This window comes from Chryseobacterium sp. FP211-J200 (assembly GCF_001643375.1).
GTDB classification, from domain to species: domain Bacteria; phylum Bacteroidota; class Bacteroidia; order Flavobacteriales; family Weeksellaceae; genus Epilithonimonas; species Epilithonimonas ginsengisoli.
Genome location: NZ_LSHB01000045.1, coordinates 67,167 through 83,285 on the forward strand (window position 1 = coordinate 67,167; position 16,119 = coordinate 83,285).

Here is a 16,119-nt window from a genome sequence, read left to right on the forward strand (position 1 = left end):
TTGTTGAATGAAATTCTCTACATCTTTCCAATTTCTATTTTACGTTCTGAGCATAATTTTCAGTAATTATGCGAAGGCTCAATATATTAGTGTAGATACAAATTACACTGCAGATCAATTGGTAAAGGATATCTTTATTGGATCCCAAAATGCAAGTTGCATCACGGTAGATAATGTGACCGTAACTGGATGGGATTTTGGAGGCGGTGATTTGAGTTATGGATACTTCAATAGAAATGGTAGTGCATTTGAGGTTGAAGAAGGTATTGTTTTGTCTAGTGGTAGAGTTTCGGAAGCTGTTGGTTCTTTTCCTTGGATTCAAAGCGCTACCGCTTTTACCTGGGGCGGAGATCCTGATTTGGAAAGAGGTGCGAATATTAGCAATACTACCAATGCGACCATCTTAGAATTTGATTTTACCTCGAACCAAAGTGATAAAATCAGTTTCGATTATATGTTTCTTTCAGAGCAGTATCTGAGACTGTCTGATCCTGGCACTTGCGGCTATACGGATGGTTTCGCATTTCTCATAAAAAAAGTTGGTGATCCGGATTATCAGAATATTGCTGTCATTCCAGGGTCCCAAACGCCTATAACGTCAAACAATGTTAGAGGAGCTGGAGGAAAATGTTCTCCAATCAATGAAAATTATTTTGGACATTACAATCCAAATTATAGTCCTGTTAGTTTTAATGGTCAAACCGCAATTCTTAGTGCTAAAACAGAAGTGGTTCCTGGACAGAAATACCATATCAAATTAGTAATTGCAGATCAGGGAAATGGATTGTATGATTCTGGTGTCTTTTTGAAAGCAGGTAGTTTTACAGGAAATATAGATCTTGGTCCTGATCTAACGTTGGAGAATTCAGACCCCCTTTGTGCAGGCAGTTACCATGATATCACAACAGTTTCCGGAGCAACTTCTTACAGATGGTTCCGAAACGGGATTCCAATTCCTGGTACTGATGATATTGATACATACAGAGCAACCCAGGAAGGCGATTACCGGGTAGATATTGTTCTCAGTAGCGGGTGCAAATTGGAAGGTAATTTAAGAATAGAAGACGCACCAGTTGCGCAAATCAGTACTACACCCATTATGATTTGTGATAATGATTTTAATGGTAGTTTCACTGCAAAACTCTCGCAGTTCGATAGCCAGATCATTCGGGATTATGATGAGAATGTGTTTGATCGTTTTTATTCGTTAACCCCAGGTGGAGCAGCTATCGATCCGGATTCAGATTTTATTTTCAGCAGCGATCCGCAGACCTTATATCTTTCTGTTGGGGCTAAAACATGCATACCTGATATTTATCCTATCCAATTTTATTTTGGAACCCAATTGAAATTCAATACAGTTCAGGAAATTGATATTTGTGATGATGATATTAGCGGAAATCAGACTTTTAATTTATCAGACTATGTTGAAGTTATTACAGATGAGACCGATGTGACAGCAACTTATTTTGATGACGAATCTAAGGCGAAGCTTGGAGGGAATTCAACCATATCAAATTCCCAAACCATCAGTGCAGATGCGAAATTTTTCATCAGAATAGAAAAAGCAAAATTCTGTCCCAGTTATAAAGAGATTACCTTCAAATTCAAACAACCCCAAGAATCTACAGTTCTTAAAAATATGAAAACCGTCATCTGTAAAGGTGCAACGGTTGATCTGGATGCTGGGTCAGGCTTTCAGTTTTATGAATGGAGCAATGGCGTGAAAGGACAATTTGAAAATGAAATCGAGGATGTTCCAGCGGGAGATTATTGGGTGAAACTGACTTATAACGACTGCGTTTATCAGCAATTTGTGAAAATAACCGAAGCAGAAGAACCCATGATCGATAATATTTTGATCGAAGGAACTACAGCCACCGTATTGGTTTCTGGAGGAACTTTGCCTTATGAATTTGCTTTAGACAGTGGGACTTATCAAAGTTCCAATATCTTCACCAATGTTGAATTGGGTTCTCATACTGTTTATGTAAAAGGAGGAGACGGATGCACAGTGATTGCACAACAATTTACATTGATCAATTCCCTAAACATCATTACACCAAATGGTGATGGGGTAAATGATGTCATCGATTATTCTTCATTATTGAAGAAATTAGAACCTAAATTCGAAATCTATGACCGTTTTGGCATTTTGATCTTCAAAGGCGATACAAGCAACCGTTTCATCTGGAACGGAAGCTTCAGTGGTAAAACTTTACCGACTTCTTCCTATTGGTACATCTTGGAATGGAATGAAACCGGAAACCCGCAAAGAGTGCAACAAAACGGCTGGATCCTACTGAAGAATCGAAATTAAACAAGTTTTAAGCAATAAAATCCTTTTTTCTACATTTGTAATATATTGAACCGGCTATTACGATGAAGAAAATTCTACTATTACTTATACTTTTTACTTTTTCCAATAATATATTTGCACAGCTGGACACTGAGCATTGGTTTGCTCCGATGTTTGATAGGGTTAGGAACACTAATAACTATCAGAGTATCTACATGTCAACGAGTGAGACCGTACCTTTTAAAGTCGACATTTATAATAACAATATCGTCGTAGGGTCGGTGATGGTGGGTAAGAACAGTCCAGGTGTTTACGTTATCCCCACAACACAAAGAGGTCAGATTATCACATCAAACACAGTTGATCTCTTCAAGTCGGTAAGCAAAGGCTATTATCTCAAAGGCGATAAACAGTTTTATGCAAGTTTTAGATTTTCCTCTTTAAATCATGGTGAGATCTTAACGTCTAAAGGTAATGCGAGTCTTGGGAAAGAATTTCGTGCAATTATGCCACCAGTAAGGAAAAATGATGTGACTGGTAATACAAATACCAATTTTATGACCAGTGTGATTGCTACTGAGAATGGAACAACCGTTACAGTTAGTGATTTCAAAAGCACAACTGTTTTTTCTCAAACTCCTCCAGGACTGTCGGGAAATAGTTTCACATTTACTTTGGACAGAGGACAATCCTACATCATCGAAGGACGTTCTTACAAGGATTTAAACATGGATGCGTTCATAGGTGCAAAGATCATTGCGGATAAACCGATAAATATTACAAATGGGAACTTCAATGGACAATATATCGAGACGGAAAATAATAGTACGGATATCCTAATGGATCAAGGTGTTCCTGTTGATAAGCTGGGTCAGGAATTTGTTTTGATGAAAGGAAATGGAGATACGACATCTGGAATGGAAAAAGCCATCATCGTAGCTGTTAAGGATGGAACAAAAATTTATCTGAATGGATCTTCTTTGCCAGCAGCGACTATCAATACAGGCCAATATTACGAAACTGATGACAATGCTTACCAACTTCAGGGAACTGATCACTACAACATGCATATCAAAACCACGGAGAGTGTATATGTCTATCAGGTTTTGGCAGGGGACGCCGGCAGTTCGATGATTGCAACTGGTGGATTCAATTATATACCGCCACTTAGCTGTTATCTTCCTAAGAAAATAGATGAAATTGGTAGGATCAATGAAAATAGATTTAATTCAAACAACTTTGCACAATCAGGAGGTCAGCTTGAGGTGCCAACCAAACTTAATATCATTACAGAAAAATATACTGTTGTAAGTGGTGTGCAATCTCTTACAATATTGGATGTGAAAAAAAATGGAACATCAATACCGCTAGACCCTAGCTATGGTCCTTTTCCGGTAACTGGTACGACCGATTGGGTTACGTACTCTATTCCTGATATAAGCGGAAACGTTGCAATTTTTTCATCAGCTGCCGTTACAGCTGGAATTTCAGCAGGTAATGATGCCGTGGGTTATGGTGGTTATTTTGCTGGGTTCTCTTTTATACCTGCAATTATAAAAAAGGAAGGAGAATGTGTCGGTAATGTAGTATTGGAAATTACTGAAGGTTTCAATTCCTATAAATGGTATGAGAAAAATCAAGTAACAGGTGTCTATGAACAAATTACAAGTGAGACTCAGAATGTCTTCAAGCCTCAGCATGCTGGTTATTATAAAGCCAAAGTACAACAGGGTTCTTGTGCAGAAGTTGAAACAGATGAATTCAAATTTCTAAGTTGTGTAAATTACACTTCTGAGACCTATAGTATTTGTGATACATTATCCCCGATTTCAGTAAAATTTACACTTAGTTCCCAAAGCGTAAAAACTATCGAACCTGTTATTGACCCGGCTAATCCAGCCAATCCTTCCAAAGGACAATTGGTAATTGACAATGTTGCAAAAACCATCAGTTATGTTCCCAATCCAGGAGTTACGGGTACAGATTATTTCAGATATAAAATTACTGGTGATTCATCAACACCAGAGACAGAAGAAGTACGTGTCCAAATCAATTTGAATAATATCATAGCCAACGATGATGTTGTGAAAGGTTGCAAAATAGATGCGACCAATGGCTCATTCGATCTTACAAAAGCCAATGTGACTACAGACGCTTCTGTAACCAGCAAAGTATTTTACTCAAAGCAGAATGATGCTGACAATGATACAGGCAACAATACGATTCCTACAGCGGATCTTGCGAATTATAATGGTACGGAAGGCTTTGTCTATCTGAGATTGAGCAACGCAACTTGTAAAAAAACAGTTAAGATAGAACTCAAATTCAATCCGAAAGCAGAGTTGTTGTCATCCGATTATGAAGGTTGTGACCTTGATTATAAAGGTGTCTTAGTACAAGATTTCGAACTGGTAAAAGCGGCATTACTCAAGGATTCAGCTTATTTTACTAATGTCAAGTTCTATCTTAATGGTACTCAGCTGAATAATGGCTGGACTTATTCTGCAGATACAGTGGTTCAGATGGAAGTCATTTCGCCAGACGGATGCCCAAAAGATTCATTTCCAATCACTTTCAAAGTAGGCGCTAGGTTACCCTTGATTACAACAACTGCAAACGATAAATTCTGCGATCCAGATCTTGATGATTCCCATACTATTCACCTTAATGATTACAAATATCTATTCCTTAACTCGGCTGATATGGCAATCCAGCCCAAGTTTTATCTTTCATTAGCTGAAGCTCAGGAAGACAAAAATGCGCTTCCTGGTGATAAAGTTACATTGACAGGTTTAGGGAACAAAATTTATCATTACCGTTTCGAAAATGGAACCAGTTGTCCTAATGTTGGAACATTGACTTTAGAATATACAAAAGGATTTGCTTCTACAACGTTGCCAACATCGCCAAAAATCATTTGTGAAGGTTCTACAACAATCATCGATGCTGGAGATAAACATCAAACATGGGAATGGTTTGATGAAAGTGACTTGACAAAAGTATTCCCAAAAACTAGAACTCAAACATTGGGTCCGGGAAAATACTATGTAATTCTAACTTCAACAAACGGTTGCGAGTACAAACAGAATTTCGAGATCTTAGGTTCCCCGAAAGCAATCCTGGATATTTCTAAATTAAATGCGACATTCTGTGACGAGGATTTTGATGACGAGATCAAAATAAAATTCTCAACTCAGGTAACGCCAGTGATTTTGCAAAACCCACATCCAGACCTCAAAGTAGAATATTACAAGGACTCAGCTTACACCCAGCTGATCACTGGCGATGATTTTACTTATAAAGTAGACACAAGAGTGTACGTAAAAGTGAGATCTGCATATTGTAACGATGTAGCAGGATTTATAGATTTCAAAATAGGAAGCAAGATTTCGCTTATCAATACATTACAAACCACAGAAGAATGTGATGATGACCTGGATGGCAAATTCTTGGTCAAGGATCTTAATACGAAATACAGATCTTTCTTTACAAATGATGCTACTGCAACCGTTAAGTTTTTTGTGAAAAAATCTGATGCCCAAAATCCTAACGCCACTAATAGTATAGATGAGGTTCAGGTCAATGACCAGCAACTATTGCATGTTCGTATTTCAAGCACTACTATAGGTTGTCCAGCTTTGGCAGAATTGACGGTCAAAATAAAAGTTCCAAAGAAATCAGATATATTGAAGGATAAAACTATTTGCCCTGATGAGACAACCGATTTGGATGCAGGTCCTGGTTTTACTTCATACGAATGGTACAAAGAAGGAGAGTCCGGAGTGATAGGTCCTAATTTTCATAGTATTTCTGGACTGCCTGTCGGTAAATATTATGTGATCTTAAAAGGAGACATTCCAAATGATTGCCCTTACAAACAGAGCGTAGAGATCAAAGCTGCAGAGTTGCCTACCATAGAAGGTATAGAGATCAACGGCGGTACGGTGAAGATCACTGCAAAAGGTGGCAAACAACCTTACCAATATGCGATAGATGGAGGTAGTTACCAAGCTTCTAATACTTTTACCAATGTTTCTCCAGGATTGCACAAGGCCTATGTGATCTCTGCGGATGATTGTGACCCCGTGGAAAAAGAATTCTCTGTCATAGAGATCTACAATTTGATCACACCTAATGGAGATGGCGTGAATGATGTCTTGGATATGTCACTCTTGAAATATAAAAAGAATGTGAAGTTCCAGATCATCGATAGAGCAGGCAGGCTACTTTTTGAAGGCGATACCAAGAATAATTATACCTGGGATGGCAAACAGAACGGGAAAGTATTACCAACTTCCAGCTATTGGTTCAATCTGGAGTGGCAGGATTTTGACAATTCGCCACCAGTGAAGAACACCGGTTGGATCCTCCTGAAAAATAGAAATTCTGACTAGATCATCGATTTTTAGTAATAATTTTTTAAATGGGATTTAATTAAAACTACTTAACAAAAAGCCGATAAAGTTTAATAAAATTTTAACCTTATCGGCTTTCTTTTGTACCGATTCTAAATATTATTCTCTCTAAATTTGCCGGATCATATGAAGAAGATTTTTACTATTTTGCTAATGTTTTGTTTAGCATCCATTTACGGGCAGGATTTTGAAGGTGAGATTTTTATCAGAGATAAGTCCAGTCTGTATCTCAACCAGGTCTATGTGACCAATATCAATGCTCATAAAAGTGTGCTTGCAAATTACAACGGTGAGTTCCGGATTGCAGCAAAAATAGGCGATGTCCTCAGGTTTACCTCCATCGCGACCGAGAGGAAGGATGTAGAGGTCTCAAAAGAAATGTTGGAGCGCAATAAAAACTTCGTCGAGTTACAAATTGCTTACTACGAGATACAGGAAGTGATCCTGAGCTCTTTCAAACCGACTGGTAACCTCCGTAGAGATGTCGCCATGCTGAAAGGTTCGGAAAAAGCATTTGAACTCAGAAAGATGATCGGATTGCCGGAACCAAAAGGCGACGGCACTTCTCCCGAAATTCCTGTCCTGGGCTTCAATCAAGGTCTTAGTTTCAGCATCGATAGTATTTTTGATCTCATTTCTGGCGAGAAGAAAAAGAAAGAACGCTATTACCAGTACGAGAGAATGAGCAAGAATATCAAGAATCTTCAGGATTATTTCGGCGACGAGTACTTCATCAAATTAAAGATCCCGAAAGAATTGATTCCCAATTTCCTTCAGTTCATCTACAGTTCAGACAACATCACAGACTATCTGGAGTCCAACAATTACGAAGCTGCAAAAACCTATATCGAGAAGTATCTTCCCATCTACCTTAGAAGATTGCAGAACTCTCACCTCATGCAGGCTACTACAGAAATTTCAAAATAATATTAACAAATTATCAAATTTTAAACAATAAGTTACTATGCTATTCAATTTAAAATAAATTGTTTAGCTTTGTTGCGTTTTTAAGATTAAAAACAACCTTAGTAAAAAAATGGGCAAGAATAAAGCAGCGAGATTCAGAGAAAATCTAATATTACCAAACGTCATCCAGCCAACACGTGATCAGGCTATCAACGATTTTGAACACAAAGGAAAGTGGAAAGAATTTTTTGGTAACGATCATCCTATCGTTTTGGAGCTTGGCTGCGGAAAAGGAGAATATTCTGTAGGTTTGGCAAAGGCTTTTCCGGAGAAGAACTTTATCGGCGTCGATATCAAAGGTGCAAGATTCTGGTTCGGTGCCAAAGAAGCTATTGAGAGCGACCTGAAAAATGTAGCTTTCCTTAGAACTCAAATAGAATTGATAGAAAATCTCTTTGCAGAGAATGAGGTTTCCGAGATCTGGATCACCTTCCCCGATCCACAGATCAAATACAGAAGGACCAAACACAGACTTACCAATCCAGAGTTTTTGACGCGTTACAAGCACATCCTAAAACAGGATGGTGTTATTCATCTGAAAACCGATTCAGAATATCTTCATGGCTACACGCTGGGTCTTTTGCAAGGCTTAGGTCATGAGATCCTGACTGCCCACCACGACATTTACGGTGCGCCGGAATATCAGCCGGACACCACACCATTACTTAGAGAAATTAGAACTTATTATGAGGAATTGTTCTCTTCCAAAGGGAAGACGATCACCTATATCAAATTCAAATTAAAGAATGAATAGATTTTTTGTGCTCTTTTTCGGAATCAGTTTAGTGAGTTGTGCATCATCCAATGCCGTATCTCCGTTGTTTGGAGTGAAGAATGCAACCGTTATTTTGGAGACCAATAATGATATGCCGTTGGAACCTGTAAAACCCAAGACCGAGGATAAAGCGGTGGTGCTCCTCAATCAATTATTCAATTCTGATGAGGCCAATAAAAAAACCGTGCTGGTCATCAACAACGAATCCGATTGTGATTTTACCATGATGATCCTAGGCGGGAAAAGCTATACGGTTCCTGTGGCAGCAAAAAAAACAGAGAGCATCGTGGTAGACCAAGGCGAATATGTCATGCGTTCCGAGGTTTGTCAAAGTCCTTATCTGGCCAAGAAAACGCTATCGGAAAATACGCAGGTAAGCATCAAATATTCGGTTGTGAAAAGCCCTGAAAAAGAGATCGCAGCTATACAATAAAAAAAGAGCTTCATTTTTTGAAGCTCTTTTTTTGTGATTTTATTTCAATTTTTATTTTACCGAGATCTCGTAGATCCTGCTCCAGTTTTTACCAGTGATCAGCATGTTTTCCCCTTTGAAGGCAATTCCATTGAGGACATCTTCACCTCCAGTTGAGCTTTGTTTAACAATATTTGTTAGCTCAAGTATTCCAATGACTTCACCTGTTGCTGGGTCTATTTTTAAGATAATAGGTTTGTGCCAAACGTTTGCATAGATCGCTCCATCATGATATTCCAATTCATTGACCTGGTCATAACCTTCTTTATCGCTTGCTACGGAAATGTATCTTAGAACTTCTGATGGATTTTCTGGATTTAGGAAATAGATATTCTTGGTGCCGTCAGAAACGATCAGATTCTTACCGTCGTTTGTCATTCCCCAACCTTCACCAATGATATTTGGATATTGGAATTCCTTGATCAGTTTCATATCCATATCGTAGATGAATCCCTTTTTCGTTTTGTAAGTTAATTGGTATATTTTATCACCGAAAACAGTGATGCCTTCAGAAAAAATGTTGCTTGGTTGTATGGCTTCCTGAGTTGGGTTTGTGCTTCCCAGAGTGTATTTTACCAATTTCGATTTTCCTTCCAGACCTACACTCTCGTAGATGGTGTTGTCATGCAATTCGAAACCTTCTGTGAAGTACTCGGAATTATGCGGATACTGATTCAGGACCTGGTAAGACATTGTTCTCGCTTTCGTTTTTGCAAAGACGTTGATGGTTGCATCCTGCTGTAGGACTTCGCCACTTTTTGTCTTGATATTGAAGGTCACATCATTTTCGCCGAGCGAGAAAAACTTCGGGTCGATTTTAAGGTCGCTGCTTTCTTTATCTCCAAAGCTGATCGTGATCGCTTCCGAATAATCCAAAACGTCTTGTGGAATTTGAAGTTTGTCCCCGAAATGATAACCTTGATTCTGCTTACTCAGGTTGTAGTCATTCAAAGAGTTCAGGATGTCCTTGTCATTGGTACAGCTCGCTAAAAATAGTAGCGCAAAAGCCGATGCTAAAAAGATCTTTTTCATTTAGAGATATTATTCACCGGCATGTTTCCGGATTTTGATTTAAAATTTAATTTGGGCGTGCCCCTCGTTTTTGTCACTCGCGCTTGCTTCGCACGCCTCATTCCTCAACATCGGGTCGGGCTGTCCGCTACTATCTTTTTGTTTTGGAAGGCAAAACAAAAAGGATAACCGCTACCATCCCTCACGCGCGTTGCATAATATGAAAATTTGTGACCTATTTTTTCATTATTTTGCCAAAAATACAAAATATGAAAACTAACATCTCATAAATTTTTCTTAATTAAACATAAAAATGTAGTTTTGTAAATATTATGATTACGATAATCGCAGCTATAGGGAAAAATAATGCCTTAGGAAAAGACAATCAATTGCTTTGGCGCCTTCCAAAAGACCTGAAACATTTCAAATCGCTTACAGAGAACCATCCCATCGTCATGGGAAGGAAAACCTATGAGAGTATTGGTAAAGCTCTGCCAAACAGGACCAATCTTGTGGTAAGCAGAAAAGAGAATTGGTTTGCAGAGGATATTCTGATTGTCTCCAAGCTAAAGGAGGCTATCAAATTTGCCAAGAAGATTGATGAAGAGGTTTTCATCATTGGTGGTGGCGAGATCTACAAGCAGACGATGGAGTTGGCAGATAGATTGGAGATCACCCTTGTAGAAGAAGATTTTGAAGCAGATACATTTTTTCCAAAAATAGATCTGAAGATCTGGCAAAAGACGTCTGAGGAATTCCACCCGAAAGATGAAAAGAACGACCACGATTTTTATTTCCAAACCTACGAGAAGATCATCAAAGACTAAAAAAACACATTGAATCTTTTACCTTGATTCTTGTTTCTTAAAAAAATGGATTATCCAAGTAAAGTTTTATCAAAAGCTGTAGACGAAATATCTGGTTTGCCCGGCATCGGGAAAAAATCGGCACTTCGTTTGGCCTTGCATCTGTTGCGGCAACCGGCCTCGCAGGGAATTTCTTTGGGGACATCTATCCAAAATCTGGTGACTGATATCAAATACTGTAAAGAATGTCATAATTTTTCAGATTCCGAAGTTTGTGACATTTGCAACGACCACAAACGCAATGACGAACTGCTTTGCGTTGTAGAAGACGTTCGGGATGTGATGGCTATAGAAAATACAGGGAAGTATAGAGGTAAATATCTCGTTCTTGGTGGCAAGATCTCTCCCATGGAAGGTATTGGACCTAGCCAACTTAGGATTGGAAGCATAGAGAAAAAATTGAACAGCGGTCTGGTAAAAGAACTCATCTTTGCATTGAGTGCAACCATGGAAGGTGACACGACTGCCTATTATATCTATAAAAAATTCAAATCTCAAAATGTTGCGTTCTCAAGTATTGCACGAGGGATCGCTGTGGGAGACGAGTTGGAATATGCTGATGAGATCTCACTCGGTAGGTCCATAACCAACAGAACTATTTATAACGAAGCGGGCTGATGAAAGTAAGTGTGATCATTGTACATTATCAGGTGAAAGATCTGTTGCGAAACTGTATTCTTTCCATTAATAAGTATTTTCACGGATTTGACTTTGAGGTCATCGTTGTGGATAATCATTCTCCGGATTCCAATTGGAAAGTTCTTATTGGTGAATTTCCAAACGTAAATTTTATCGAACTAAAAGAAAACTTAGGATTCTCAAAAGCAAATAACATCGGCGTAAATTCTGCAAAAGGCGAATACGTCTATATTTTGAATCCAGACACGGAAATCGAAGGCGATTACTTTAAAGAAATTCTTGATTTCGCAGACCAACAAGAGACTTTTGGAGCTTTGGGACTCAGGATGCATGACGCGCAAGGAAGATTCTTGCCAGAAAGTAAAAGGTCTGTTCCTGCACTAGTTAATTCTTTTGAAAAATTATTCACCAGGCTCAATAATGATTCCAAAACCTACTACAGAAACGATATTGGCGAGTTTGATATTGCAGAAGTAGAAGTGATGACTGGCGCAAATCTTCTAATGAAAAAATCTGTTTATCAGGAAGTTGGTGGCTTTGACGAACGTTATTTTATGTACGGTGAAGATATCGACCTTTGCTACACAATTTTAAGGAATGGCTACCAAAATTTCTATTATGGTAAATATTCTATCCTGCATTACAAAGGAGAAAGTACGGTGAAGGATAAAATTTATCTGGATCGTTTCTTTGGAGCGATGGATATTTTCATCAACAAGTATTACAAAAGCCAGAAGCCTTTTCAGTTTTTATTAATGAAGATAGGTCTGAAATTCAAACATTTCATTGAAGCTCGAAAGATCAATAACTAATCTTGTTTTTCGGTATGGAACGTAGATTCTTCCGCAAATCTTCTTAACTCCAGCATTTCATCCTTAGCCTTCAGTTGCCCAAATCTCACCGCCGTGTAAGTCAGTGCAATAAATCCTAAAACAACAAAAGAACTTGGCAGCGCCCACGGATAATTGTTGGTGTTGATTTGCCTTTCCACATAAAATAGTGTGAAAAATGTCATCCAGGCAACGGTAAAAAGAAAATACAGGAACATGAAGAATGTCCAAACAGCCGAGCTTGGTCCGAAGATCCCTCTGATCACCGTTTTTTCATCTTCTTTTTCTATTCTCAATGTCAAATTGGGTTTCCAGTAGCTTTCGTTTTCCGTCCGCACAAAAATGGTCGCCACCTCTTTGTTGATGTTTCCAAAAAACTGATCATGGTGATTCTCAAGGTAATTTCTCAGATTCTCTTCATATTCCTCGAGAGAAAGGTCTGTGTAAAGTTTGAAACGCGGTCGGTTTCGTATGTTGTTCAATGTTTCGCTCATAAATATCAGTTTTCAGATGATGCTTATCAATTCTCATTCCTCAATATAGGGAATTGGATCTTCCAATGTAAATTCAAATTTCATCGGGATGCCATTTCTTCTGATCTCCAAATGTATTTTCTTGGAGACATATGTTTTTAAAATGCGATGGATGTTGTTCAATGTCATTTCTTTAGCACTTTTTTTATCGATTGTGATGAGTTCATCGTTTTTAATGATTCCTGCTTTCTGCGCCGGTGAATCTTTTCTGGTGCCAGATACGATAAACTTCGGTTTAAGGGTGAATTTGTATTTGAAGCTTTCTGGTGTATTTGCTACGTTAGTTTCTGTGTTACCAATTTTTACTCGAGATGTTTCTATCCTTACCTCTTCTTTCTCCCAAAGCAATCCGTCCTGTTTTATTTCCAGTCCACTTCCATCGATCAGGAATGGGTCGTTCAAATATCTGTTGGATTTGAGGTAAATTATCTGGTCCTGATAATCAAAAATAATGGTAAATCTGCGCAGGATCTCGGAGCCGATAGATCCTTTTCTGTCTTTTACTAATTTCAAATGTTGGATTGAATATTCGTCCGGCATAGATGCGATCGGTTTTCTGAATTTGAAATCTCCGATCGAAAGTGAATTGATCCTGCTCCTTTTTCCGAAAATATCTCCGCTGAAGCCACGTCCCAAAAAATCATCAATGTTGGGTCTGTTGTAAATGAAATCTTTGATCATTACAGGGAAAAGCCAAACAGAATCTGTGTTGCCAAGATCTAATAATAGCTTTGAGCTTTGCTTGTCGTGTTTCATTTCCACATCGGCGTTCAAGTAAGGTTTGTTGAACTCTACACTCATCGGAAAGTCCGAATATCGTTTGATCTTCTTTGGAAACTTGGATTTATCTTTATAGACTGTCAATTTTTTTTTGATGTAATTGATCTCGACCGGATGATTCTTAAAGAAATAATAACCAATGATGCCATTCACGGGAATTCCAATATCCTGAGAAATGTTAAAACTTTCGTCCAACACGAGAAATATCGTATGGGAATTATCGATGAAGTTCTTGCCGATTTTCACATCATTTTTAATGGACTTCAAAGCTTCGATACTGACAGTTTCTCCGAGACCTTTGAAGGTGATCTTCTCTATATTTTTAAAATCAACATTTTTGTTTTCTAAGCTAAAAAGCAATGTTTCTGCAATTCCGGAATCCAGGAGGAAGTTCAGTTCAACGCCATTTACATTCACCGGAATGAAGATGAGATTATTGATCAGCTTGAATTTTATAACGGTTTTGTCTGTGTTTTCCAGGATAAAACCATCTTGACCCTTCGTCCAGACGCTGAGAATGAATGCTATGAAGAATAAAATTTTCATCACATTAAATTACATTAATTTCTAACATTCACAATTAATCAGGAAGAAAATTTATTGAATACCTATGTTAATCATAATTTATTTGATAATTAGTTTAAAAAGTGGAATGTTGTTTGCTGTGTTATTAAGTAATACTTCAAAACTTTACTAATTATTTAATTTTATTATCATGAAAGATCTATCCACTTTCTTCGTGAAAGACAACCTTGACGAAATTGTTTTTTCAAACAGAAATAAAGCTTATGGTGCTTATGCCCTTAGAAATGAATATTCCAGTCAGCTTACAAAAGCCTTATTTGTGGGAGTTGCATTTTTTGCTTCAGTAGCAGTAATTCCTTTGATTGTGTCAGCCTTTTCTTCAGATGTTATTACTGATAAAGGTCATGATTATGGTCCTTACATTCTAGATCCCGTAGAAGAAATACCAGAAATCGTAAAAGTGACTCCAGCAAGTTCAGTCCCAGTGAAAGTGAAAACTGTAGAATCCACAATCTTTACTCCAGTTCGAGATGTAAAGAAAAATAAACCACTTCCAACAGAAGATGATAAAAAAGATGCGGCTTTGAGTTCAGAGACTTCTGCAGGAGAAGATACAAAACTTATTGTTGCACCACCAGCAATCAAGGTAGGGCCGCCCACTGTTGCGCCTCCTTACACGCCTCCAGCAAAAGTTGAAGATCCAAATATTGTTGTTGATGGAACAAAAGTAGACGTTGCGGCAGATTTCAAAGGTGGTATCAACGCTTTCCGTGAAAAGGTAGCGCAGAATTTTGATACGGAATCTGTAGATAAAACAGGAATGGTTTCCGGAGTCATCACATTTGTAGTAGAAAAAGACGGAAGTATTTCCAATCTAAAAGTTACAGGCTCCAGCTCAGAATTCAACTCCGAAGCAGAGAGAACGGTGAAAGCCATCAAAACAAAATGGACGCCTGCACAATTAAAAGGCAAAGCTGTAAGATCGTCTTTCAGAATGCCTATTTCCATGAAAATTGAATAGTCTGAAAATCAAGGCTATGTAAATATTAAACATCAGTTTTTTTATAATTATCCACATTTTGAAAGGAAATGTGGATAATTTTTTTTTAAGTCAATCGTTTAATTAACAATACTTTAACGGCTGTGCAGGTTTTTCAAAACTTTCCAAGTAGTAAAAAATCGTATTTTTGAGGATTAAATTAATGTTTATGGCAAAAATTATAGGTGTTGCAAATCAGAAAGGTGGCGTTGGAAAAACAACAACAGCGGTTAACCTTGCTTCAGCTCTTGGCGTATTGGAAAAGAGAATTCTCTTGATAGATGCAGATCCGCAGGCCAATGCAAGCTCTGGTTTGGGTGTTGAGGAGATCAATTTTTCTACCTATCATTTATTGGAGCACAGTGCGGAAGCTAGAAAATGTATTTTGCCAACCACTTCACCAAACGTGGACATTATTCCATCTCACATCGACCTTGTTGCTGCGGAAATAGAATTGGTGGACCGTGAAAACCGCGAGTACATGATGCGTGAAGCTTTGAAATCTATCAAAGATGATTATGATTACATCATCATAGATTGCGCACCAAGTTTAGGTCTGATTACCATTAATGCATTAACGGCTGCAGATTCTGTGATCATCCCGATCCAGTGCGAATATTTTGCTTTGGAAGGTTTGGGTAAATTATTGAATACTATCAAAAATGTTCAGAAGATCCACAATCCGGATCTAGATATCGAAGGTTTGCTTTTGACAATGTATGACAGCCGATTGAGATTGTCAAATCAAGTGGTGGAAGAGGTAAACTCTCACTTCCCAGAAATGGTCTTCGAAACTATCATCAGCAGAAATGTAAGATTGAGCGAGGCACCAAGTTTCGGAGAAAGCATATTAAGCTACGATGCGGAAAGCAAAGGTGCGATCCAATACATCCAATTGGCAGAAGAAGTTTTGCTGAGAAACGAAAAATTAGTTAAAAATTAAAATGGTTCTTTAGAATAATAATTAAT

At 38.1% G+C, this 16,119-nt stretch carries 13 protein-coding genes; 10 read left to right on the forward strand and 3 right to left on the reverse strand.

What is annotated here, in order from left to right; all coding sequences use genetic code 11:
* Window positions 1-7: 7 nt before the first annotated feature.
* The 5 genes from AXA65_RS13895 to AXA65_RS13915 all read left to right on the forward strand — a co-directional run bounded on the left by AXA65_RS13895 (window position 8) and on the right by AXA65_RS13915 (window position 8,888).
* A complete protein-coding gene (locus tag AXA65_RS13895; RefSeq protein WP_063970692.1) occupies window positions 8-2,320 on the forward strand; it encodes a choice-of-anchor L domain-containing protein in 2,313 nt (770 codons plus the stop codon).
* A gap of 62 nt (window positions 2,321-2,382) precedes the next feature.
* Window positions 2,383-6,693: a T9SS type B sorting domain-containing protein gene (locus AXA65_RS13900; protein ID WP_086048208.1), complete on the forward strand. Its 4,311-nt coding sequence runs from the start codon at window positions 2,383-2,385 to the stop codon at window positions 6,691-6,693.
* Between the two features lie 147 nt (window positions 6,694-6,840).
* Window positions 6,841-7,641, forward strand: coding sequence for a hypothetical protein (locus AXA65_RS13905; protein ID WP_063970694.1), 801 nt, complete (start codon window positions 6,841-6,843; stop codon window positions 7,639-7,641).
* 109 nt (window positions 7,642-7,750) lie between these two features.
* A complete protein-coding gene (trmB, locus tag AXA65_RS13910; protein ID WP_063970695.1) occupies window positions 7,751-8,434 on the forward strand; it encodes a tRNA (guanosine(46)-N7)-methyltransferase TrmB in 684 nt (227 codons plus the stop codon).
* Window positions 8,427-8,888 (forward strand): DUF6759 domain-containing protein, encoded by a 462-nt coding sequence (locus tag AXA65_RS13915; protein WP_063970696.1) that lies wholly within the window; start codon window positions 8,427-8,429, stop codon window positions 8,886-8,888. The genes trmB and AXA65_RS13915 overlap by 8 nt, the downstream gene beginning before the upstream one ends.
* Window positions 8,889-8,939: 51 nt before the next feature.
* Here the strand turns inward: AXA65_RS13915 and AXA65_RS13920 are convergent, their stop codons facing one another.
* Window positions 8,940-9,959 carry a glutaminyl-peptide cyclotransferase gene (locus tag AXA65_RS13920; RefSeq protein WP_063970697.1) on the reverse strand — a complete coding sequence of 340 codons (1,020 nt, stop codon included), beginning with the start codon at window positions 9,957-9,959 and terminating at the stop codon, window positions 8,940-8,942.
* A gap of 311 nt (window positions 9,960-10,270) precedes the next feature.
* Between AXA65_RS13920 and AXA65_RS13925 the strand changes: the two genes are divergently transcribed.
* From AXA65_RS13925 to AXA65_RS13935, 3 genes are read left to right on the forward strand one after another with little or no spacing between them, the layout of a single operon-like run.
* Window positions 10,271-10,765: a dihydrofolate reductase gene (locus tag AXA65_RS13925; protein WP_063970698.1), complete on the forward strand. Its 495-nt coding sequence runs from the start codon at window positions 10,271-10,273 to the stop codon at window positions 10,763-10,765.
* Between the two features lie 45 nt (window positions 10,766-10,810).
* The gene (gene recR / locus AXA65_RS13930) at window positions 10,811-11,422 is read left to right on the forward strand and encodes a recombination mediator RecR (protein ID WP_063970699.1); all 612 of its coding nucleotides are present in this window, start codon (window positions 10,811-10,813) and stop codon (window positions 11,420-11,422) included.
* Window positions 11,422-12,255: a glycosyltransferase family 2 protein gene (locus AXA65_RS13935; RefSeq protein ID WP_063970700.1), complete on the forward strand. Its 834-nt coding sequence runs from the start codon at window positions 11,422-11,424 to the stop codon at window positions 12,253-12,255. The genes recR and AXA65_RS13935 overlap by 1 nt, the downstream gene beginning before the upstream one ends.
* Here AXA65_RS13935 and AXA65_RS13940 read toward each other — a convergent pair.
* Both AXA65_RS13940 and AXA65_RS13945 read right to left on the reverse strand, forming a co-directional pair.
* On the reverse strand, window positions 12,252-12,767 hold the full coding sequence (locus tag AXA65_RS13940; protein WP_063970701.1) for a hypothetical protein: 516 nt from the start codon (window positions 12,765-12,767) through the stop codon (window positions 12,252-12,254). The genes AXA65_RS13935 and AXA65_RS13940 overlap by 4 nt on opposite strands.
* A 33-nt stretch (window positions 12,768-12,800) precedes the next feature.
* Window positions 12,801-14,132, reverse strand: a complete 1,332-nt coding sequence (locus AXA65_RS13945; protein ID WP_063970702.1) for a PDZ domain-containing protein — start codon at window positions 14,130-14,132, stop codon at window positions 12,801-12,803.
* Window positions 14,133-14,301: 169 nt separating this feature from the next.
* Between AXA65_RS13945 and AXA65_RS13950 the strand changes: the two genes are divergently transcribed.
* Both AXA65_RS13950 and AXA65_RS13955 read left to right on the forward strand, forming a co-directional pair.
* Complete coding sequence (locus AXA65_RS13950) at window positions 14,302-15,132, forward strand: energy transducer TonB (protein WP_063970703.1); 831 nt, start codon at window positions 14,302-14,304, stop codon at window positions 15,130-15,132.
* Window positions 15,133-15,319: 187 nt separating this feature from the next.
* On the forward strand, window positions 15,320-16,093 hold the full coding sequence (locus AXA65_RS13955) for a ParA family protein (RefSeq protein WP_063970704.1): 774 nt from the start codon (window positions 15,320-15,322) through the stop codon (window positions 16,091-16,093).
* The last annotated feature ends 26 nt before the right edge of the window (window positions 16,094-16,119 follow it).